The sequence below is a fragment of the Actinomadura sp. DC4 genome (assembly GCF_030406325.1).
In the GTDB taxonomy this organism is placed as follows: Bacteria; Actinomycetota; Actinomycetes; order Streptosporangiales; family Streptosporangiaceae; genus Actinoallomurus.
Window position 1 is genome coordinate 1 of the sequence record NZ_JAUEQY010000059.1, and the last position, 20,729, is coordinate 20,729.

The 20,729-nt window shown below is 64.3% G+C and carries 19 protein-coding genes and 4 tRNA genes; 8 read left to right on the forward strand and 15 right to left on the reverse strand.

What is annotated here, in order from left to right; genetic code table 11:
• The first annotated feature begins 296 nt into the window (after nucleotides 1-296).
• On the forward strand, nucleotides 297-623 hold the full coding sequence (locus QWU11_RS46280; RefSeq protein WP_290120989.1) for a hypothetical protein: 327 nt from the start codon (nucleotides 297-299) through the stop codon (nucleotides 621-623).
• A 182-nt stretch (nucleotides 624-805) separates the two neighbouring features.
• Here the strand turns inward: QWU11_RS46280 and QWU11_RS46285 are convergent, their stop codons facing one another.
• The 6 genes from QWU11_RS46285 to QWU11_RS46310 all read right to left on the reverse strand — a co-directional run bounded on the left by QWU11_RS46285 (nucleotide 806) and on the right by QWU11_RS46310 (nucleotide 7,299).
• Complete coding sequence (locus QWU11_RS46285) at nucleotides 806-1,606, reverse strand: hypothetical protein (protein ID WP_290120990.1); 801 nt, start codon at nucleotides 1,604-1,606, stop codon at nucleotides 806-808.
• A gap of 247 nt (nucleotides 1,607-1,853) precedes the next feature.
• Complete coding sequence (locus QWU11_RS46290; protein ID WP_290120991.1) at nucleotides 1,854-3,047, reverse strand: hypothetical protein; 1,194 nt, start codon at nucleotides 3,045-3,047, stop codon at nucleotides 1,854-1,856.
• 2,364 nt (nucleotides 3,048-5,411) lie between these two features.
• Nucleotides 5,412-5,485 (reverse strand) — tRNA-Phe (locus QWU11_RS46295).
• Between the two features lie 24 nt (nucleotides 5,486-5,509).
• Nucleotides 5,510-5,584, reverse strand: a tRNA-Asp gene (locus tag QWU11_RS46300).
• Nucleotides 5,585-5,615: 31 nt separating this feature from the next.
• Nucleotides 5,616-5,688: transfer RNA gene (locus QWU11_RS46305), tRNA-Glu, on the reverse strand.
• A 96-nt stretch (nucleotides 5,689-5,784) separates the two neighbouring features.
• On the reverse strand, nucleotides 5,785-7,299 hold the full coding sequence (locus QWU11_RS46310) for a metallophosphoesterase (protein WP_290120992.1): 1,515 nt from the start codon (nucleotides 7,297-7,299) through the stop codon (nucleotides 5,785-5,787).
• Between the two features lie 59 nt (nucleotides 7,300-7,358).
• On the opposite strand from QWU11_RS46310, the gene QWU11_RS46315 reads away from it, so the two are divergent.
• Both QWU11_RS46315 and QWU11_RS46320 read left to right on the forward strand, forming a co-directional pair.
• A complete protein-coding gene (locus QWU11_RS46315; RefSeq protein WP_290120993.1) occupies nucleotides 7,359-7,706 on the forward strand; it encodes a metallopeptidase family protein in 348 nt (115 codons plus the stop codon).
• 171 nt (nucleotides 7,707-7,877) lie between these two features.
• Nucleotides 7,878-9,095 carry an MFS transporter gene (locus QWU11_RS46320; RefSeq protein ID WP_290120994.1) on the forward strand — a complete coding sequence of 406 codons (1,218 nt, stop codon included), beginning with the start codon at nucleotides 7,878-7,880 and terminating at the stop codon, nucleotides 9,093-9,095.
• Here QWU11_RS46320 and QWU11_RS46325 read toward each other — a convergent pair.
• Nucleotides 9,092-9,373, reverse strand: a complete 282-nt coding sequence (locus QWU11_RS46325; protein WP_290120995.1) for a PspC domain-containing protein — start codon at nucleotides 9,371-9,373, stop codon at nucleotides 9,092-9,094. The two genes, QWU11_RS46320 and QWU11_RS46325, sit on opposite strands and share 4 nt — an antisense overlap.
• 73 nt (nucleotides 9,374-9,446) lie before the next feature.
• On the reverse strand, nucleotides 9,447-10,505 hold the full coding sequence (locus QWU11_RS46330) for a methyltransferase domain-containing protein (RefSeq protein WP_290120996.1): 1,059 nt from the start codon (nucleotides 10,503-10,505) through the stop codon (nucleotides 9,447-9,449).
• 45 nt (nucleotides 10,506-10,550) lie between these two features.
• On the opposite strand from QWU11_RS46330, the gene QWU11_RS46335 reads away from it, so the two are divergent.
• Nucleotides 10,551-11,702: an acyl-CoA dehydrogenase family protein gene (locus QWU11_RS46335; protein WP_290120997.1), complete on the forward strand. Its 1,152-nt coding sequence runs from the start codon at nucleotides 10,551-10,553 to the stop codon at nucleotides 11,700-11,702.
• Between the two features lie 95 nt (nucleotides 11,703-11,797).
• The gene (locus QWU11_RS46340; RefSeq protein ID WP_290120998.1) at nucleotides 11,798-12,184 is read left to right on the forward strand and encodes a hypothetical protein; all 387 of its coding nucleotides are present in this window, start codon (nucleotides 11,798-11,800) and stop codon (nucleotides 12,182-12,184) included.
• On the opposite strand, the gene QWU11_RS46345 is transcribed toward QWU11_RS46340, so the two are convergent.
• Together QWU11_RS46345 and QWU11_RS46350 are read right to left on the reverse strand one after the other, a co-directional pair.
• Nucleotides 12,181-12,657: a GNAT family N-acetyltransferase gene (locus QWU11_RS46345; RefSeq protein WP_290120999.1), complete on the reverse strand. Its 477-nt coding sequence runs from the start codon at nucleotides 12,655-12,657 to the stop codon at nucleotides 12,181-12,183. The two genes, QWU11_RS46340 and QWU11_RS46345, sit on opposite strands and share 4 nt — an antisense overlap.
• Nucleotides 12,658-12,668: 11 nt before the next feature.
• The gene (locus tag QWU11_RS46350) at nucleotides 12,669-13,046 is read right to left on the reverse strand and encodes a VOC family protein (protein ID WP_290121000.1); all 378 of its coding nucleotides are present in this window, start codon (nucleotides 13,044-13,046) and stop codon (nucleotides 12,669-12,671) included.
• 127 nt (nucleotides 13,047-13,173) lie between these two features.
• Here QWU11_RS46350 and QWU11_RS46355 point away from each other — a divergent pair.
• From QWU11_RS46355 to QWU11_RS46365, 3 genes are all read left to right on the forward strand, one after another.
• Nucleotides 13,174-13,249: transfer RNA gene (locus tag QWU11_RS46355), tRNA-Lys, on the forward strand.
• A 176-nt stretch (nucleotides 13,250-13,425) separates the two neighbouring features.
• The gene (locus QWU11_RS46360; protein WP_290121001.1) at nucleotides 13,426-13,941 is read left to right on the forward strand and encodes a hypothetical protein; all 516 of its coding nucleotides are present in this window, start codon (nucleotides 13,426-13,428) and stop codon (nucleotides 13,939-13,941) included.
• A 288-nt stretch (nucleotides 13,942-14,229) separates the two neighbouring features.
• Complete coding sequence (locus tag QWU11_RS46365; protein ID WP_354670961.1) at nucleotides 14,230-15,525, forward strand: IS256 family transposase; 1,296 nt, start codon at nucleotides 14,230-14,232, stop codon at nucleotides 15,523-15,525.
• Nucleotides 15,526-15,638: 113 nt separating this feature from the next.
• Here QWU11_RS46365 and QWU11_RS46370 read toward each other — a convergent pair whose 3' ends face one another.
• From QWU11_RS46370 to QWU11_RS46390, 5 genes are all read right to left on the reverse strand, one after another.
• The gene (locus QWU11_RS46370) at nucleotides 15,639-17,000 is read right to left on the reverse strand and encodes an IS256 family transposase (protein WP_290121007.1); all 1,362 of its coding nucleotides are present in this window, start codon (nucleotides 16,998-17,000) and stop codon (nucleotides 15,639-15,641) included.
• Between the two features lie 534 nt (nucleotides 17,001-17,534).
• Nucleotides 17,535-18,251 carry a hypothetical protein gene (locus QWU11_RS46375; protein WP_290121002.1) on the reverse strand — a complete coding sequence of 239 codons (717 nt, stop codon included), beginning with the start codon at nucleotides 18,249-18,251 and terminating at the stop codon, nucleotides 17,535-17,537.
• A 142-nt stretch (nucleotides 18,252-18,393) separates the two neighbouring features.
• On the reverse strand, nucleotides 18,394-19,185 hold the full coding sequence (locus tag QWU11_RS46380) for a PP2C family serine/threonine-protein phosphatase (RefSeq protein ID WP_290121003.1): 792 nt from the start codon (nucleotides 19,183-19,185) through the stop codon (nucleotides 18,394-18,396).
• A 22-nt stretch (nucleotides 19,186-19,207) separates the two neighbouring features.
• Nucleotides 19,208-19,945, reverse strand: a complete 738-nt coding sequence (locus tag QWU11_RS46385; protein ID WP_290121004.1) for a hypothetical protein — start codon at nucleotides 19,943-19,945, stop codon at nucleotides 19,208-19,210.
• 29 nt (nucleotides 19,946-19,974) lie between these two features.
• Nucleotides 19,975-20,729: RHS repeat-associated core domain-containing protein (locus tag QWU11_RS46390; protein WP_290121005.1), on the reverse strand; the 755-nt coding region annotated here is incomplete at its 5' end.

The following is a 20,729-nucleotide window of genomic DNA, read 5'->3' on the forward strand; positions in this document are numbered from 1 at the left end:
CTCCACTCGTACTGCGGCGGAATTCCTCCCAAAGAGTTCGAGGAATCGTTCTATAAGTCACAGGAATCCACTAAGATAACTTCACGTATCCAAGCGATCTAGCCTCCAAGATCGCCGGGGCGGTCCACACCGACGGCTGGGGCGAACTCGGCTTCTGCACCGCCTCCCCCGAAGTCGGTGCCGAATGGACCGACGACGGCACCCGCCGCGAACAGCGCCAGCTCAAGGCACGCCCCGAAGGCGAATGGCGCCGAGTCCCTACGGCACCACCGCTGACCAAGCTCCTGCGCTGGCACATGACAGTGTTCGACCCCGGCCCGGAAGGACGCCTATTCGCCGGCATACGCGGCGGCGAACTGGCCACGATCACCTACCGGCGCGCATGGAACAACGCCCGCAGAGCCGCCCTCAGCAATGGTGAATACGCCTCACCCCTCGCCCGGCGCGTCTACGACCTCCGTCACGCTTGCGTCTCCACATGGCTCAACGGAGGCGTCCCACCTGCACAGGTCGCCGAGTGGGCGGGCCACAGTGTCTCGGTCCTGTTGAAGGTCTACGCCAAGTGCATCGAGGGCCAGGACGAGACCGCGAAGCGGCGTATCGAGGCAGCTCTCCGGGCCTGAAACTTCGCCCGTATTTCGCACAGCGACCCGCCAGCACCCCATGGCGGCTGAACACAATCGTACGGACAGCAAACAGCGCCCGACCCTGTTCATTCAGGTCGGGCGCTGTTTTGGCTAGTCTCACGAAGTTGGCAAGGGCGGGGTTGAACCACTGACCTCACGACACCGGGGCGACAAATACACTACCCCTCATCAACTACCTGCATTTGATCGCCGGTCAATTGGTTCGCAATGTATCCATCCTGCGATTTATCCAACAGAGCAAGGGCGATCTTCTGTTCATCGAGCGAAGCGAGCGTCACTTCCACGAAGGTGTTTCTGACATCAACTTTACCCTTCAGCTCTCCCCTGTTCAAGGCGGATCCTATTTCTTGAGCTATTCTGCTACGGAACTTGTCAAGCTCCTTCGCTTGCCAACGGTCCGAAATATCGAATGTAGCTGACTTCAAGGCATCATTCGCCATTATGCGGATCGAATCGGGGACTTCGGCACGGCCAACTACCGACATCGCATAAGTCAATATTCTTTGCGTCAGCTGCCGCCCACAGTATTCACGCTCTTGCGGGATCTGATTGTCGGCCGCGGTGGGATCGTAGGGCACCAGATAGATAGGGCGGGCGTCTTGGTCGCCCCCATCCGTTATCCATGAACGCTTACAGATAATCTTCAGGTCTGAGCCCTCTTCGAGACTCGGAATATCAAGCTCCGCCCATAGGCCACCGTCTTCAATACTCAGCCCTAAAACACCGAACTTGGACGACGGAATTTCCATCTCGACAAGTTCTTGAGTAAGTTTATCCAGGGTTGCCAATTGCTGTGACGCATCTTCACTTGGCACCGCGTAAATAACAAAAGCATTAGCCGAGGAATCAGCCGAGACTCCAACGGCCGCACTCGGAGCAGAGCAAGTTGCGAGAAGCTTCCTACCCTGATTGGCGGTGCTGGAGTCAGGAGAGAAGCTATGCGCCTTGCATTCGATCACTAGGTGATCACTTGAATCGACGTGTCGAAATATCACGTCCGGTTCAGGTGGCCGCACCGGCCAACCAGCCTTAAGGAAAGCCTCCCTAAGGTGTGACGCGATGCCCAATTTTTGACCAAGCGCCCTTAGAACGAAGCCTTCCGCTGCAAAAACTGGCTTTTGAGCCCGAACAGCAAAAGGAGACTTACGGACTAGCCACAGGCACGCATTTAGCTGGAATACTGGGTCGTGAGTGAGCCGGAACTCCTTATCCAACCTTCTTCGATCCGATCTGCGGGATTAGATTCGAATAGTCATTATCCCCGATATATGCACGCACGTTTGGATCAACAAAACGCTGAATATTAGTTACTAGACGGTTTATGGAGTTGCCACATGTCCCTTTGGGCAAGACCGCAACTACACGCTCGGGCGTCAACTCCAGGATTATAGGCTGCCATAGATGCTGATCTATGGCGTTAGCATGCACCTTTCTCTCGCTAAGCCATGTAGGAAAACCAGATATCCTAAATCGATTTCTTCTGTTATTAAACAGACTTACAACCCAGCGCCTAAAGGTTGCCTCTCCAAGCGGTTGGCTAAATATGAGCTCAGCCACAGCACCATGAAGTACGAAACCTTCTTCGGCTGAGCTGGAGCCAGAGGCCCAGAGTTCTTTCTCCACAGTTTCCGTAAGCCGAGAATACATGTCCACTACATTAAGAAGAGCCGCTCTATGATCAAGGAAAGAATCACTTCTATTAGTCATTTTACCGTAGTGATACAAGTCATGACCACCATGAGAAGCCGCAGGTATTCGCAAGTGAGTAATCGAAGCAAGTGGTGCGTATGTATCCCTCAGCGGCCCCATTTGCGCCTCGATCACTTCAAGCTTGTCTACCATCGTAAATCGAGAAGCTCGCCGCTCGTCTTCGAAATTTTGCAAGTCGTCTTCATCGTCTGCATAAGCATAGAGAGACTCATGCTCGAAAGTAATTTTGCCGTAGCGCCTTCCGTCATTCGTATTACGAATATGGCGCCAAAGAGCATTGAAACTTTGAGAAGACAGCCAGAGATGGTCGAGCATGGGGTTGGCATTTACCGCCCTGCCAATTAGACTATCCGACTTATCCGCAGGTAGAAGCGTATAGAAAGCGAGGTAGCGGTCACTGACTCGCTCAATAAGACCTACGCCATGGCGCTCTGGATCAGTTACTCGATACAGTTGCTCATCGTTTCGAACAGGCGTTACTCCGAGGTTACTTCGCGCCATTATCCTTTCAAAAGCATCCACCGACGACGCATCCCCCACGGTCTCCAGCAGGTAGCTCTTGAGAAGCCCACCCGGCAAACGCCGCTTCTCTTGGTCGTAAACGCCTTCTTCGACAATTCCGTCAAATCGATTAAAATACTCTTCTCGGCTATCCAAGAATGGAATTTCCGCATTCGGTGATCTGGACATTTCCCTCCTTTCGGTCACCCTATGTAGTCACAGTATGCGTATCCACAAAGATACTATCCGACATCTCCAGCCTGGTGAAGACCTGCGCTCTTAGTTATTCCCACACATGAAAGAGACCGAGCGACGATATGTGGCGTTGGTGCGGCGTGCACACCGCTGAACCGGATGGCTGGCCACTTGAGCCTCTCGGCTTACGGCCACTGCCATATGGAAGCTAAACGCTTCACACGCGAGTTGATCGTCACTCTGGCTTCAATGCGTTGCGCCTGAGCCACGCGGCCGACCGGTTGAGCCGGATCAGCCAACAACTTGCCGAGGCCGCACGCCCGGCCCGAGGACCGTTCGGCCGCCAACGGCCCGCGCGACACTGTCGAAGACGCAGAGCAAGCCTCTAGCCGGCAGAGGGCGCTTCGACATCGTTGCGCTTGGCGCAGTGACACGAGTCCCTAAGCACCGCATCGAGGCTGCTCCCCCGGCGAAACTTCGGCACGTATTTGGCACAGTCATCCGCCGACCGCCGGACACACGACAAACAGCGCCCGACCCTGTCTATGCAGGTCGGGCGCTGTTTTCGCTAGTCTCAGATGGTGGGCAGGGGCGGGGTCGAACCGCCGACCTTCCGCTTTCAATGAATAACGCTCTGGAGAGCATGCAGATCTATGACCTGCTCAAAAGCGCGCCACCCAAGATCCAGAGTCCCGGCCTTCGGCACGTATTCGCATAACCAAGCGCTCAGAACCTTCTAAATGCCCGCACCTTTTGAATCCTCCGATGTCCGCGCGCCCCAGAGACTGTCTCAGGACCTCGGTGTCACACATTTCAGCGTCACATCAGACTGTATACCCGTAGGCAATGATTAAGCCCCCCAACGAAATGAGGGGCTTGCGAGACTCTAGGGCGGCTCGCGCGCGCGACATATCCGGATCACTACTGCTGTCCCCCTTGGCCCTGTCCAGAGGCCGTCGGGTCAGAGGTGCCCGCGGCTGGCTCTGCGACCGGAGGGTGAACCTGCCCAGTCAGAATCCGGAGTACTTCGAGCGCTGCCGCCCGGCGCGTGGGAGCGGTCTTCTTACGAATCGCCGTCACGGCGACCACCGTGATGAGACCGACATGAATGATCGCGACGCTCAGCGCGATGCAGGCAACGAGAGGATGGCCCGCCCATGAGGCGGCGCCGGCCGAACTACTGGTCAGGCCGTATGACCGTAGACCACCAGAGGTCCACGCATAAGATCACCGTCGGTGGCCACTGCACATGCCGACGTTCTTTCTCCGCGTTGGGGCTCGCAACACCACCCCGCGCAACAGTGTGGGGGGCTTCTACGCCCGACTTACGCCCTGATCAGGGCTAGAGCTTTCCGGCCAGGGACACAATCACCCAATCCCGCGATTGGGCGCCCAATCCCCGTGATTGAGCTGACCGCTGCGAACATCTAGCGAGGAACCCGGCGCCTCGCGCTCGATATGCCCTCCCCGGACACCTCATGGAGCATCCTTACCATACACGGCGGTGGCCATCACCGAGGGGATCCCACCTCACCGTCCCCTTGGCGCCGCATAATCCGCAGAATCCGTAAAACCCCTCAGGGGCAGGCCAGCACGGGGCGTCGGATCCTGGGCGGTCCGTGGCACAATGCCGCAGAAATCCGCAGCATCCGCCGACCTGCGACGATGCATGATCGCTGGCTGCTGTGGCGTGGATAGTGCGGCGCTGTCGAGCACGCCAGACACAGCAAGACTCCATGCCACTGACCAGCGGGGGCGGTGCTCTAACTCGCCCCAGGACGCGCTGGACTCGGCGGGCCTTTCCGAACGCCGCGGCGGGCGGCGTCGCTGACGGGCCGTTCGTCACCGGGAGGGGTGCCGGAAACTGGTTGGCAAGGTTGCAGGAGGGGCTCCCCGTGCAAGTCGAGGGTCGGCCAACGGCATGAACGTCGGCGACCAGTCACTTGGCTCGCCACCTTGTGCAGCACGGATGTGCTGCTAAGTGCGGCCCGGAAGGACCAAGGGAATCCGCGCCGGCCAACCGGCTGCCGAGCCTGCCCGGAGCGGGAGCGGAGCGCAGGGCGGGCGCCGAATTGGCGGCGCTTGTGGCCCGTCTTCGGGCCACCTTGAACACGTAGAGAACGTACTCATCCGGGCAGGCCGCGGCCTTTGCGGTGTTGCGCCTGTCCAACCACATGGCCACGACGAAAACCCCTACGGCGACGCGTCAAGGCAGCTCAATGGGCCTGAAAGTTCGGCACGTATTTGGCACAGCCACCCGCCGCCACCCGGTGACGGCCGAACATAGCCGGACACAACGCGAACAGCGCCCTACCCTGTCTATGCAGGTCGGGCGCTGTTTTCCAAGATCTTGGACGGTGGGCAGGGGCGGGGTCGAACCGCCGACCTTCCGCTTTTCAGGCGGACGCTCGTACCGACTGAGCTACCTGCCCGCGCGGCGCCCGAAGGCGCCTCAGCGGTCCTGACGGGATTTGAACCCGCGGCCTCCACCTTGACAGGGTGGCGAGCACTCCTAGCTGCTCCACAGGACCTTGCTCTTTCTTGCTACCCCGAAGGGTATCGTGCCCCCAACGGGATTCGAACCCGCGCTGCCGCCTTGAAAGGGCGGAGTCCTAGGCCGCTAGACGATGGGGACGCGACGGCGGTGGCCGCCGTGTTGCCCTTAGCGCCTGCCGTCGGGGACTCCGTAAGCATAGGGGAGAACCACCCCAACCACCAAAGTGATTCCCACTCACCCCGGACGACCCGCGTTGCTCGACGACGGAGTCGCCGTCACGCTCGGGGTCGGAGTGACCGGTGGCAGGGGGCCGATGGGCCGGTCAGGGTCATGTTCCAGGGTGCGTTCGATCTGGGCCGACGTCAGGCCCAGGCCGCCCAGGCGGATGTCGTCCCAGCCCTGCAACCGGTGGCTGGTGCGGTTGAAGTAGAGCACCGACATCTCGAAGGGCGTGGGTTCCTCGTGTTCCAGGCCCCGCATGCCGGCGCCTCCGGTGGAGCCCTGGATGAACAGGCGGGTTCCCGAGGCCAGCAGGCGGGTCGAGCGCTGGTGCATGTGTCCGCTGAGTACGAGTGGGGCGGTGCCGTCGAACGCCTGACCCTCGGCCGGGTCGTGGACCAGCACCACGTCCGGCGCGTCTCGGGAGGCGACCATCTGGGCCGCGGCGCCGTGGCCGATGGCGAGCATCTCGCGGGCGTCCACGTCGTCGCCTCGTGTGGTCTTGTCCGGGGTGAAGCGCGGGTCGCCGATGCCGAAGATCCGCAGACCGCCAACGTCCTTGACCTGGTTGTCGAGGACGACGGCATTCTTCTGGCGGCGTACGGATTTCTCGGTGTCGGCGGAGTCGTGGTTGCCGCGGATGAAGACGTACGGGACCTTGAGCTTGGAGATGTCGTTGGCGAACTTCTCCTCCGCCGAGGAGCCGTGGTCGGTGAGGTCGCCGGTGTCGATCACCATCTGGACGCTGAACTGCTTGGTCACCTGCTGGATCACGCTCCACGCCACCGGGTTGAGGTGGATGTCGGAGACGTGGAGCACGCGGATGGTGGTCGGGTCGGGCTCGTACGTCGGCAGCGTCGAGGTCACGTCATACAGCCGCGAGACGTTGCCGATGAGCTGGGCCAGCTGTGCCCGGTACGCCCCGAAACGGGACACGATGGACTTCGCGTCGCCGACGACCTGAGGGGCGCCGACGAGAATGCCGGTGAAGCGGGGTTCCGCGACCGACTGCGGGTTGAAGGTGAGGGCTCCCACGGCGCCCACGAGCAGCATTCCGTTGAACGCCGCGACCACGGACCACAGACACCGCTTCCAGCTACGGAACACCAGGAAACCCGCCACAGCGGCACATGCCAGCCCGACCAGTACGGCTCGGGCGATCATGACGATGAAGCCGTGCCGGATGTCCGCGCCGACGGTCGATGTGAGATGGCTCACTGCGGACGGGTCCTCGATGAGCTTCCGCGCCGGCTCGGGGTGGATCTGGGTGACCTGGGCGTCGATGCGCACGGGGCCGGCGTGGCTGTCGAGGTGCAGCGTTCCCAGCGGCGGGATCTCGATGACGGTTCCGCCGGACAGGGACGGGCGGAGGGAGAATGTCACGTCCGCGGGGCCGATGTCGGTCTTCGCGTGCCCGCCGTACAGCATGCCGAGCCAGCCGGCCAGCAGGCCCACGGCGATGACCGCGCTGATTTTCGCGGGCAGCCGGACCCGTCTCAGCGCCGTGATCCGGGTCACTTCTGTCTTCACTCGGGACAACACGTTGGTACCTATGCTCGCTTCCGCCGCTCTCCACGCACAATGACGGTGTGATGGAGATGAGCCGCGGGGAGTTCGAGGATCTGGTCGGCGAGGCGCTGGACACCATCCCGTTCCGCCTCACCAAGCTCATGCAGAACGTCGTCATCGTGGTGGAGGATGATTCTCCCCCGCAGGCAGGGACACTTCTCGGGCTGTACGAGGGGGTTCCGCTGACCGAGCGCGGCGATACCTACGCGGGCTTCCTGCCCGACCGTATAACGATCTTCAGGGGTCCTTTGCTCGCAATATGCGATTCGCGGGAGGACCTCGTACGTGAGGTACGTGTCACCGTCGTACACGAGATCGCTCACCATTTCGGGATCGACGATGAGAGGCTCCACCAACTCGGTTGGTGATCCACTTCATACACGAGCGCACACAAAGGGTCACGCTTTCACAACGCAGCGTGAGATACTCCCCTGAGACCAACCGGTCACGTAAAGCGATCGGGTCGCGGCTGCGGCAGGGGAGCACGCGTGGGTGGACGACATCGACGGCCGTTGGATCGCCAGGCCACTTATGGCGAAGTGTTCGGTGTCGGTGAGTTCCGTTCCATCTGGCTGGCCCAGGCCCTGTCCTTCATCGGCGACCAGTTCGCCCAGGTCGCACTCGCCGTCCTCGTCTACTCCAACACCCACTCGCCGCTGAAGACCGCCGTCGCGTACGCCCTGACCTACCTCCCGCCGATCCTGGGCGGCCCGGTCCTGTCCGTCCTGGCCGACCTGCTCCCCCGCCGCCGCGTCATGATCGTCTGTGACCTGGCGCGCGCCGCGATCCTGGCGGTGATGGCGATCGAGCGCGTGCCGTTCGTCGTGCTGTGCGGGCTGATCTTCCTGAGCGTGCTGCTGGGCACGCCGTTCTCCGCGGCGCGGGCGGCGCTGCTGTCGGAGGTCCTTCCGGGCGACATGTACGTCGTCGGCTCGGCGATCAACAACATCACCCACCAGTTCACCCAGATGATCGGCTTCCTCGCCGGCAGCGCGATCATCTTCGCGGTCGGCACGCACCAGGCGCTCGCCGTCGACGCCATCACGTTCGCGCTGTCGGCGATCATCGTGGTGGCCGGCGTACGACGGCGTCCGTCGCCACGGCGTGAGAGCCGGGTGCGCGAGTCGCTCTGGCAGATCTCACGCCGGGGCGGGCGGCTGGTGCTCGGCGACCGTACGCTGCGGCCACTCGTGTGCTTCGCGTGGCTCTGCGGCTTCTACGTGCTCCCGGAGGGGCTGGCCGCACCGTACGCGAAGACGTTCGGCGACAGCCCCTTCATCGTCGGGCTGCTGATGTCGGCCACGCCGACCGGGATGGTGGTGGGGGCGTTCGCGTACAGCCGGTTCGTCCGGCCGGACAACCGGCTGCGCCTGATGGGCTGGATGGCGATGCTCGCCTGCGCGCCGCTGATCGGTTCCGGGCTGCGTCCGCCCCTGTGGGCGGTGGTCGTGCTGTGGGCGCTGTCGGGGGTCGGCTGTGCCTACCAGGTGGCGGCCAACGCGGCCTTCGTGGCCGCCGTGCCCCCGTCCGGCCGGGGGCAGGCGTTCGGGCTGGCCCAGTCGGGCATCCTGGCCAGCCAGGGGATCGGCATCCTCGCGGGCGGCGCGCTGGCCCAGGTGCTCGGACCCGAGCCGGTCGTCGCCCTGGCCGGCGTGGCGGGGCTGACCGTGGCGACGATGCTCGCGATGTCCTGGACGCAGGTGCGCACCGAGGTGATCGCCTCGACGCACGACCGCGCGATCAGCGCGGCGGCCTAGTTGTTGCGGTTGGTCTGCTTGTCGATCAGCTCCTGGGCGATCGAGACGTCCTTGCCCTCCTCGGGGATGATCAGCGTCGCGGCGGCGTACAGCAGGATGCCCGCGCCACTGGTGAGGACGGTCAGGACCGCGACCACGATCCGTACGAGCGTGGGGTCGACGTTGAAGTAGGCGGCGGCGCCGGAGCAGACGCCGGTGATCATGCGCCCGGAGCGGGTGCGGGTGAGGCGGTTCGGGTGGGGGGTGTCGGCGGGCTCGTTCATCGCGTCTTCGTTCATGTCTCGATCGTGCCCGTCCGGCGCGGCCGCCGCCATGGGGGCTTGCCCTGATCCATCCCTGAGAGACCCCCGATCACCCCTCGGCCACATCCACGACGCAGGACGGCCGTACGAACCGCCAACCCTGAGACGGCGGCGGGGGCGTGCCGAACGACGCGGTGACCCGCAGCCGCGACCGGTCGAGCGGCCGGGCGGTGCCCAGCCCGTAGATGAGCCGGTCGCGCGAGGTCGGCGAGCCGTACGTCAGCATGCGGTCGCCGTCGATCACGACGGCGCTGCCCGCGTCGTACAGGCCGGGCCGGAGTCCCCCGGACAGATCGGAGATCGCGAGCGTACGGGGTTCGTCCAGGGCGAGCCGGGCGAAAACGGACGGATCGATCAAGGGCGCGCGTTCCTCCCGCGGCGTACGGCGCAACAGGGTGCGCAGCGGCCCGGCCTCCGAGGCGTCGTCGAGGACGACGAACTCTCCCCCGCCGATCGCGGCGAACCCCTCCGGCCCGCTGTGCGGGCCGCGCAGCCGCTGGAACCCGCAGTCGCGCACGCTCTCCCCCCGCAGCACCTCGCCGTCGCGCCGGAACGCCACCGACAGTTGCACTCCGACGCGCAGCCACAGCGGGAGGACGAGCAGGCCTCCGTCGGCGAGCTGGTCCCGCCAGGCCGCCGAGATGTCCGACGTGCCGATCGTGAGCTCGATCCGGTCGTACGGCGCGCGGTCGGGCGCACCGGCCCAGCCGTCGCCGACGCGTACCTCCACGTTGCCGACGCCGGCCAGCCGCTCTCGTGCCTGCCGCGCGATCTCCTCGTCGATGTCGACGGTGACCACCCGGTCGGCGAGCCGGCCGAGCAGCGCGGCGTTGTAGCCGGTGCCGGCGCCGATCTCGAGCACCGAGTGACCGCCGGCCAGGCGTAGCTGCTCGAGCATGATCGCGACCATCGCGGGCTGGCTGGCCGAGCTGATCGCCACACCCGTTTCGTCCCACTTGGTGACCAGGACGGTGTCGGTGTACGCCTCGGCGCGGCGGTCCTCCGGGACGAAGAGCTCACGTGGCACCGTGGCCATCGCCCCGGCCACCCGCTGATCGGTGAGCACGCCCTTGTCGGTCAGTAGCCGGACCAGATCATGGGGGGCCATGGATCCCAACGTACGCTGTGGTTCGAACCCCCTGGGAGGTCTTGCATGGATCTGCTGCGCATCGACGACCAGTTCACCGACGAGGAGCGCCTGGTCCGGGATACGGCCCGCCGATATGCCGCCGATCGGATCGAACCGCACGTGGCCGACTGGTTCGAGGAGGGCACGTTCCCGGTCCGCGAGCTCGCTCCCGAACTGGGCGAACTGGGCTTCCTGGGCATGCACCTGACCGGATACGGCTGCCCGGGCGCGGGCGCGGTCTCGTACGGCATCGCCTGCCGCGAGCTGGAGGCGGCCGACTCCGGGCTGCGCAGCTTCGTGTCCGTCCAGGGTTCGCTCGCGATGTCGGCGATCCACAAGTACGGCTCGGAGGAGCAGAAGCAGGAGTGGCTGCCGCGGATGGCCGCCGGCCAGGCGATCGGCTGCTTCGGCCTGACCGAGCCCGACCACGGCTCGGACCCGGCGAACATGGGCACGCACGCCAAGCGCGAGGGTTCGGACTGGGTGCTGAACGGCTCGAAGATGTGGATCACGAACGGCTCGGTCTCCGACGTCGCCGTCGTGTGGGCCCGTACGGACGACGGCATCCGGGGCTTCCTCGTGCCTCGCGACACGAAGGGCTTCTCCACGCGTGACATCCACAAGAAGCTGTCGCTGCGCGCCTCGGTGACCTCGGAACTGTCTTTCGACGACGTACGGCTACCGTCGTCGGCGATGCTGCCGGAGGCGCGGGGGCTGCGCGGGCCGCTGGGGTGTCTCTCGGAGGCGCGGTACGGCATCGTCTGGGGCGTCGTCGGGGCCGGGCGTGCGTGTTATTCGGCGGCGGTGGAGTACGCCAAGTCGCGGGAGCAGTTCGGCAAGCCGATCGCGGGGTTCCAGCTCACCCAGGAGAAGCTCGCCTGGATGGAGGTCGCGCTGGGCCAGGCGGGCCTGGTCGCGCTGCGCGTCGGGCGGCTGAAGGAGGCCGGGGAGGTCACGCCGCAGCAGGTGTCGTTCGGCAAGCTCGCCAACGTACGCGCGGCGCTCGACGTGGCGCGCTCGGCCCGCTCGGTGCTGGGCGCGAACGGCGTCACGCTGGAGTACCCGGTGATCCGGCACATGACGAACCTCGAGTCGGTGCTGACGTACGAGGGCACGCAGGAGATCCACACCCTGGTACTGGGCGAGGCCATCACCGGCATTTCCGCCTATCGCTAATTTTCTGGCCATATGTCCTGGTCAGGGGTTGGCGAGCGGCCTTTTCCGGGGATGTTCCGTATGCCTGTGTCCTTGTGTGTCAGGGGAGGTCGAGCATGACGGCATCGCGCATCCCGCAGACCACCGGGTGGTTGTCGTTCGCGGGGATCGTGGCATTCGTGGTGGGCATCTTCAACGTGATCGACGGCTTGGTCGCGCTCTTCAGGAACGACTACTTCCTGGTGACCTCGCAGGACATCCTCGTCTTCAACTTCGCCGCCTGGGGCTGGATCTGGCTGTTCCTCGGCCTGGCCCAGCTCGCCGTCGGCGCGGGCATCCTCGCGGGCCGGCCGTGGGCCCGCCCGGCCGGCGTGGCCATGGCGGTGCTGGCCGCCGTCGGGCAACTGGCCTTCCTGCGGGCGTTCCCGGTGTGGTCGGTACTGGTGATCGGGATGTGCGTGCTGCTGGTGTACGCACTGACGGCCCACCCGCGAGAGGCCTAGTCTCCGCCGACGACCGTGCTCCGGCGCTCGACGAGGACGACGTCCCGCCAGCGCCCGTGATGCCGCCCGACGCGCGTGCGGGTGCCGACGATCCGGAACCCGGCCCGCTCGTGCAGCCGCAGGCTGGCGGTGTTCTCGGGAAAGATGCCCGACTGGATCGTCCAGATGCCTTCCGCCTCGGTGGAGTCGATGAGCGCCTGGAGCAGCGCCCCGCCAATCCCTCGGTGGTGCGCGTCCGGGTCGACGTAGACGGAATGCTCGACGACGCCGCGGTACGCGCAGCGACTGGAGGTGGCACTGGCCGCGACCCAGCCTTTGATGTCATCGTCCACGACCGCGACGTGGCGGTGGAGGGCGAGCTTGGCGGCGTCGAACTCCTCCCAGGTGGGCGCCTCCGTCTCGAAGCTCGCCTGCCCGCCGTCGATCCCGGCCTGGTAGATGGCCAGGACGCGGGCCGCGTCCGCCGCGCGCATGGGCCGGATCATCACAGGTCCTGGGTGACCGCGTCGACAAGGCAGAAGGGATGCCCGGCAGGGTCGAACCAGACCCGGAACCGCCGGCCGCCGGGCTGGTGGTCCGCCAGGACGGCGCCCTGCTCCCGCATGTGGGCTTCGGCGGCGTCGAGATCGTCGACGGCGAAGTCGAGATGTACGCGCCTGGGCGCTTCGCCGTCCGGCCAGGGAGCCGCCGGGTTCGTGACCCGCTGGAAGTCGAGACGTACGGTGCCGGTGGTGAGGGCGGCGAAGTCCTCGTTGGCGCTGAGCACGACGTCGCCACCTGCGAAGGTCTGGTAGAAGCCCGCGAGCTCAACCGGCTCGGGACAGTCGATGGTGACCGCGAACAGACGCGCGACGACGGCCATGCGACCTCCTTGTGAACGCGATGATCACCCCTATGATGCCGGGCGCTCCGAGTGTGGCGCGGGTGACAGCGGCGGGCCGGTATACAGGATCACGCCGCCCGGCCCCCTCCGGTACCCTCATGCCAGCGGGGCGTTAGCTCAATTGGCAGAGCTGTGGACTTTTAATCCATAGGTTCCGGGTTCGAGCCCCGGGCGCCCTACCACTCCAGCGGCGCACTGACCTGCGGATATGTTCCGCAGGGGGGCGCCCGCATGGTGGTTGTTGATCTCTGCTTGCTCGTTGTTTGCTCGCGGGGCGGATCCGGGGCTCGATGAGGGTCACCAAACCCGCCCGGCCCACCGACGGCCATCAGGCCGGCTCGGGCGACAAGATGGGCAGGTGCTCATCGTGCGCGCGACCAAAAGGCTGCTCGACCGCATCGGCCCGCCCAACCTGGACGACGACGAACAGTCCACCACCCTGCTCGGCCAGTGGTACGCCACCGCCCTGTTCTGGAAGCCCCAGGTCGCACTCTTCGTCAACGAACCAACGCTGCTACCCGTCCTCATGCCACTCGCCCCCGCCGCGACCCTGCTGACCAGATTCCCGCAGCAACTCGCCGCCGTGCTCGCCGCGCACCGAACCCCAGAAGCGATCATCCGCGCAGAACTACGACAGATGCACGACCACCGCCTCGCCAAAACCGCCAACCGCAGCGTCCTCGGCATCATGAACGACTTCACCCGCCTCGCCGAGACCCACCGCGCCCACACCCCAGCACCGGACCTGCTCGCCCTCGCGATGCAACTGGCGACCACGCCCTGCAGCCCCCTCTACAGCAAACACATCAGCCCCGCCCGCGAACTGGACGCGCTGATGCGCTCCATCACACCCCTCTCTGTCAGACTGCTGTGAGACATGGGACGAATGAGTCCTTTGATGCGAAGCAGGGCGAGATAGGACGATCGAGACAGTGACGATGACCCTCGCCGACCAGCCCACACCAGTCTTCTCATCGGCACGAGCACTCTGCTTGATATCAGCATTCGGCGCGCGGTCAGCGGCATGAGCGGATGTTCTGCGCCTCCGCCTTGGGATCTACCACCGCGACACTGCACAGCCTCGCGCAATGCGGCGACGGACGTAGTACTCGACGGGACTGTACGGTTTTCGGTGTAACTCCTGATCAAGGAGTTACACCTGATGACGACAACTGAAGCGAAGGCGGACGCCGCGGTGGCGAAGGCCGGCAAGAGGGCTCAGGGCGGCGATCCTGCCGAGGATCTGATCGGGCAGCTGGTGGCCCAGGCTCGTGAGAAGGGCCTGGATCTGGTCGGTGAGGGCGGGCTGTTGCAGCAGCTGACCAAGCGGGTGCTGGAGTCGGCGCTGGAAGGTGAGATCACCGATCACCTCGGCTATGACAAGCACGATCCGGCCGGCAAGGACAGCGGGAACTCCCGGAACGGGCACCGGTCCAAAACGGTGACCACCGATGTCGGGCCGGTCGAGATCACCGTTCCCCGCGACCGGGCCGGCAGCTTCGAGCCGCAGCTGGTCAAGAAGCGGCAGCGCAGGTTGACCGGGGTTGATGAGATAGTGCTGTCGCTGAGCGCCAAGGGCCTTACCCACGGGGAAATCTCCGCGCACCTGGCTGAGGTCTATGGCGCGAACGTGTCCAAGCAGACCATCTCCACCATCACCGACAAGGTCATCGACGGTATGACCGAATGGCAGAACCGCCCGCTCGACGCCGTCTACCCGGTGATCTTCCTGGACGCCATCCACGTGAAGATCCGGGACGGTCAGGTCGCCAACCGGCCGATCTATGTCGCGCTGGCGGTCACCGTCGATGGCACCCGCGACATCCTCGGTTTGTGGGCCGGTGACGGTGGCGAGGGCGCCAAGTACTGGCTGCAGGTGCTGACGGAACTGAAGAATCGCGGCGTCGCGGACGTGTGCATGGTCGTCTGCGACGGACTTTCTGGCCTGCCGGACGCGGTCGCGCACGTCTGGCCGCAGGCGCTGGTGCAGACCTGCATCGTTCACCTGCTGCGCAACAGCTTCCGGTATGCCGCCCGGCAGGACTGGGACAAGATCGCCAAGGTCCTCAAGCCCGTCTACACCGCACCGACCGAGGCCGCCGCGATGGAACGGTGGGGAGACTTCGCCGAAGAATGGGGCCCCAAGTATCCGGCGATCGTGCGGCTATGGGAGAACGCCTGGGCCGAGTTCGTCCCGTTCCTGCAGTTCGACCCCGAGATCCGCAAGGTCGTCTGCTCCACCAACGCCATCGAGAGCGTGAACGCCCGGATCCGCCGGGCGGTCAAAGCCCGCGGCCACTTCCCCAACGAACAAGCCGCGCTCAAGTGCGTCTACCTGGCGGTCATGAGCCTGGACCCCACCGGCAAAGGCCGCAAACGCTGGATCAGCCGCTGGAAAGCCGCGTTGAACGCCTTCGAGATCACCTTCGAAGGCCGCCTGGCCGCCGCCCGCAACTAGAACCTGCAAGATCGAGTTACACCGTTAACTGGACAGACCCTACTCGCCTGGCGGTCTTGGAGCTTGTAACTTCAGGTGTGGAAAGATCTCGCAGGTAGAAGGCTAGATCTGCTTTACCTGATGCGTCCTGGATAGGCGATGGCGAGTTCGTTGAGTGCTTCGCGCCATCCGGCGACGCGTTGTCCTTCGACGAGCCGTGTGGGCTGGAAGGCGTGTTTGTCGCCGTTGTCTCGTTTGGCGGCGCGTTCGCGGGCGCGTTTGTCCTCGATGTTGATGATGGCCAGCCACAGCAGTTTGACCACGGCGTCGTCGGTCGGGAAGTGCCCGCGGGCTTTGGTGACCTTGCGCAGCTGGTAGTTCAGCGACTCGATGCCGTTGGTGGTGTAGAGCAGCTTGCGGACCGGGCCGGTGAAGGCGAAGTAGGGCGTGAAGCGGTCCCAGGCGTCCTCGAACGCCCTGACGGCTTGGGGGTACTTGCGGCCCAGGTCGGTGTCGGCGAAGGTGGCCAGGGCCTCCAGCGCGGCGTCGGCGTCCACCGCGGTGTAGACCTTCTTCAGTTCCTTGGCGACCGCGCCGGCGTCACGGCGCGCGACCGGCCGCAGTGCATTTCTGATGAGGTGGACCACACATGTCTGTACGACCGTGGCCGGAAACGCCGCGTTGATGGCGTCCTCGAACCCCTTGAGGCCATCGCAGCAGGCGATCAGGATGTCGCGGACCCCGCGGTTGCGCAGGTCGGCCATCACCGAGGCCCAAAACCGCGCGCTCTCCCCGGCGGTCGCCGACTCCAGCGGGGTGCGCGCCAGCCAGATGCCCAGCACGTGCTTTTCTCCGTCGGTATCGACACCCACGCAGATGTAGGCGGGCTTGTTCTGCACGACGTTGTTGTCGCGCACCTTCACCACGATGGCGTCCAGGAACACCACCGCATACGTCGGATCGAGCGGACGCGCCTGCCAGCACTTGACCTCCTCCATCACCTGGTCGGTGATACGCGAGATCTGTTCGTGCGACAGGTCGGTGCCATAAACCTGTTTGAGGTGGTGCAGGATGTCGCGCACGCTCATGCCGTGCGCGTACAGGCTGATGATCATGTCATCCAGGCCACCGGCGATCCGCCCGGCCCGCTTGGGCACCAGCACCGGCTCGAACGAGCCCGCCCGATCCCTTGGCACCACGATCCGCACCGGCCCGACCCCGGTCTGCACCGTCTTACCCTTACCCCAGCCGTTGCGGCTGTTGCCGGAGTTGTTCCCCGACACATCGTGCTTGTCATAGCCCAGGTGCGCGGTCAGCTCGCCCTCCAAAGCGCGCTCCAGCACCGCCTTGACCAACTGCCCGAGCATCGAGTCCTCACCGGTCAACCGCAACTGCCCGGCCTCATCCTTCGACCGCTCCAGCAGCAGGTCCAGCACCTCATCGCTCAGCAGATCCCGGATCGGCACATCCCGACCAGATTCCAGCGTCCGGCCGATCCCCCAACACCGGACGCTATCTGGCCGACACCCTCATTCCCCTTGACCACGGTCATGGCTTCAAATCCCCCCGAATTCGATGGATGATCTACCCGGCTCTTGATCTACCCACCAAGATCATTTCCACCCCTGGAGAGATACCCCCGGTCAGGGGACCAAGGACACCCATCACGTTATATCTACAGGGTTTTCGAAGAAGTCGTCACTGATGACGACGACGCATGGGACTGGACAAACGAAGTGGTCTTCACAACTCCGGCCGGCCGCAAACAGCTCCAACTTCAGGTGGCGCGCGAAGCGGGCGCTGTACGGAAACTCCGCATCCAGAAGGTGCCGACCTCGGGTGACCCTGCTGGTGCCGATTATTACGTCCGTGCAGGTCATGCAGCGGCAGCGTGTTGGTACTCGTGGAGGACGCCGCCGAGCCGGTCCCGTCGGATGATGGCGAGCTGTTCGAGTTGGCTTGGTTCGGTGAGCGGCTCGGGCGCCGGCCGTAGCGGTGCGCCGGTCAAGCTGCGATGGGGTCGGTGTTCGTTAGAAGGCTTCGAACTCGCGCAGGGCGCGTAGCAGGTGGTGCTGGTTCCAGATCAAGGTACGGTCGAGCAACTCACGCCGACAGGTCTGGACCCACCGCTCCATGAGTGCATTCATCCTCGGCATCCGCACACCGGTGAGCACCACGTTGATCCCGGCGTCGGTCAAGATGGCATCGAACAGGTCGGGGAACTTCCCGTCCCGGTCCCGGTCCCGGTCCCGGATCAGATATTCCGCCCGGCATCCGGCGCCGTGGAGTTCCATGACCAGGTTCCGGGCGGCTTGGATCACCCACGTGGCGGTCGGGTGCGCGGTGGCGCCCAGGACGCGAATCCGTCGCGAGTGATGCTCGACCACCGCCAGGACATACATGCGCGCTCCGCACAGCGTGACCGTTTCGAAGAAGTCACACGCCAGCAGGGCCTCGGCCTGGGAGCGCAGGAAACTGGCCCACGTGCTGGAGACGCGCTCAGGTGCGGGATTGATCCCGGCGTCCTTGAGGATCTCCCACACGGTTGAGGCAGCGACCTTCACCCCGAGAACGAGCAGTTCACCGTGCACGCGGCGATACCCCCACCCGGGGTTCTCCCGGACCAGGCGCAACACCAAGACACGGATGGAACGCACCGTCGGCGGCCGGCCCGGCCGCTTGGGTCTGGACCTGGCGGCGTGCCGTCTCCTGATCAGGTCGCGGTGCCAGCGCAGCACCGCCGGCACCACCACCAGCCTGACGCCTACGCGCGGCCAGCACCCAGGAGCGCAGTGACCCCCGGCTGACCCCCAGATCCGAAAGAGCGACAGAGCCGTTAACATGGATTGCCCCCGCGTAGGGCGGATGAGGTTATCGGCACCCACAGGTCTAGGAAGAAATGTGCGGCCACATAACTTGCTTAAGCGCGGCGCCAGCGGTTACAGGTTCCCTTGGTGGCGCGTTACCGCCTACGACGAAATCAGCGACGACACAGGTAACCGTATTCCGTGAGTCGCGTTGTCGCGCCGTTCGAATAAGTACATCAACAGCCTTCTGAGGCGTGGACTCGCTCGATAGAATGTGAGCAATTGACTCAAAAGGCACAGATTTCCATAGGCTGCGAGAACACAGCAGATATCGATCGCCCGGTTCTGCTCGACGAATCTCCAGATCGACTCTTACTTCACCACTGCCATCGATAACCCGTGTCAGCCAGGAGGCTCGCGGATCGGACACCAGATCAGCATGTGTTATTTTGCCCTCATCCAAGAGCTTCCGCGCAACAGTGTGTTCCTGGGTAAGCTGGGACAGTCGATACTCGCGCAAGATATAGGCGCGTGAATCCCCAATATGAGAGATGGCGATATTACACCCGTGTCGCAATATCGCCGTAAGTGAAGTGGCCATTCCGTGCAACAACGGTTCAGACTCGATCAAATCATACAGGGCCCTTCCCACGCGTTCAAAACTGTCGCTGAGTGCACGACCGATCTCTGACGGATTGCCGTCGATATCGAGCGGTCGCAGTTTCTCTATCGCGACACCAGCCGGGACACCGGGACCAGCCATTACTGATAGACCGCTCGCCAATGCCAGCAGACAAGGGCCAGCATATACAGCATCGTCGTTGACCGAAATAACACCGTCTGATCCAACCGCGAAGGACAACGATCCACTCACGAGATTCCTGCTCCATGATTAGTCAACACGGCGCCGATCCGTGGAAGAAAGTAGTGATCGACAACGCCACAGAGTGTCCACAAATGTACCGTAGCTCGTGGGCAGTATACCCTCCATCCTCGCCACCCAAGATCGACTTCGCATCGACGCCACGGAGACTGAAGCTGATCCGACCACCCGAAGTGACGGCGCGATCTACTATCGCACGCGCATACTCAGAAGGCCCCAGGCCCTTAAGGTCATTGAACTCACTGTCATGCTGAGTAAGCGCGTTCCTTTCATGTGCGAACTCGCGGAGCGAGTCCTTCCAATAGATAGGAGGAGTCTTTACTCCACCGAATTCCATCTCAACGAGTGGGTTGTTCCGCCCGAGTGCGACGTGAAGTCCCTTCTCTCCATCCGAGCCGGCCGATGCTGGCTCTGACTCATTTGGCGCGCTACTCTTCGCGCCCGCCTTACCTCCGCCCGCGACGGCACCTTCTCCGGCGTCTTCTCCGCCGCCTGCGGCCTTACTGGCGAGTTTGGCCACGGCGCTTTCGCCGTCACTGCCGGCCTTGGCTGCCAACTTACTCGCCAGCCGACCGCCGACCGTGGAGCCGACTTTGCCGAGCAGCTTCCCGCTACCCCTGGCGATGGCCCAGCTCGCGGCACCCTGGATCGCGCCCATTACGGACGCCTTGGCCGACCCGCCCAGCGTCTGTTGATCCGGCGGGGTCTCGACCGAGTAGCCGGCGTAGTTGCCGGCGATGCCGCCGATCACCGCACAGCCGAGGCTGCCGGTTCCTACAGTCACCGCTTCGCATCCTGCGGTGACGACGATGGTGACGGTGACGTTAACGATGACGGCTTTGTGTTTTCCCAGAAGTTGCCGACGCTGCAGGTCCAGCCGCAGTGATGACGGGGGGCGGGTGGGGGAATACGCGAGCAGTCGACGATGTCGCACGGGCCTTTTCCGGAACCTCCGCCGGTCCGCCCGGTTAGTCCGCAACCGCCCGCGCCGAGTGGGCAGTCGGTCATAAGACCGCTGGGGTCGGAGTCGGTCGTCGGGTTGTCGTTGGCGTAGGAGTAGCCGTTCAGCGATTGTGGGTCCGATCCGTCGAAGACCGGGTCGACTGACAGGAAGCGGCCCGTTCCCGGGTCGTACTCCCGCGCGCCGAGTTGGGTCAGGCCGCCGAGGGCGGTGTCGATGGTGCCGCCGACGAATCCGCGGGTTCCCTGCCATGTCGTCGGCTGGGTGCCGCGGGCTTGTCCGTACGGGGTGAACCGGCGGTGGTTGACCGCTTGGGCCGCGTCTCCGCCGACCGACGCTTCGGCGGTGCCGTGCTGGTCGGAGATCAGCCAGGTCAGGCCCGTCGTCGTGCGGGAGGCGATGGTCTGGTCGCCGAAGGAGTAGTAGCGGGTTGCGCCTGCCGAAAAGTACATCCATGCAGGTGAGAGCTGTGACCGCCCGTGACGGCGCCCCACCGCGTGACGCTCGGCTGATTGCGTCGGAAGTGTGGTGCGGGGGCGCGGTCGCCGCGGCATGATGGTCGGCCGTGTTGTTA

Coding starts and splice junctions, on each gene's coding strand:
- QWU11_RS46280 (WP_290120989.1), top strand. CDS start 297: ATGACAGTGTTCGACCCCGGCCCGGAAGGACGCCTATTCGCCGGCATA.
- QWU11_RS46290 (WP_290120991.1), bottom strand. CDS start 3,047: ATGTCCAGATCACCGAATGCGGAAATTCCATTCTTGGATAGCCGAGAA.
- QWU11_RS46325 (WP_290120995.1), bottom strand. CDS start 9,373: ATGAACGAAGACGCGATGAACGAGCCCGCCGACACCCCCCACCCGAAC.
- QWU11_RS46330 (WP_290120996.1), bottom strand. CDS start 10,505: ATGGCCCCCCATGATCTGGTCCGGCTACTGACCGACAAGGGCGTGCTC.
- QWU11_RS46335 (WP_290120997.1), top strand. CDS start 10,551: ATGGATCTGCTGCGCATCGACGACCAGTTCACCGACGAGGAGCGCCTG.
- QWU11_RS46340 (WP_290120998.1), top strand. CDS start 11,798: ATGACGGCATCGCGCATCCCGCAGACCACCGGGTGGTTGTCGTTCGCG.
- QWU11_RS46345 (WP_290120999.1), bottom strand. CDS start 12,657: ATGCGCGCGGCGGACGCGGCCCGCGTCCTGGCCATCTACCAGGCCGGG.
- QWU11_RS46350 (WP_290121000.1), bottom strand. CDS start 13,046: ATGGCCGTCGTCGCGCGTCTGTTCGCGGTCACCATCGACTGTCCCGAG.
- QWU11_RS46365 (WP_354670961.1), top strand. CDS start 14,230: ATGACGACAACTGAAGCGAAGGCGGACGCCGCGGTGGCGAAGGCCGGC.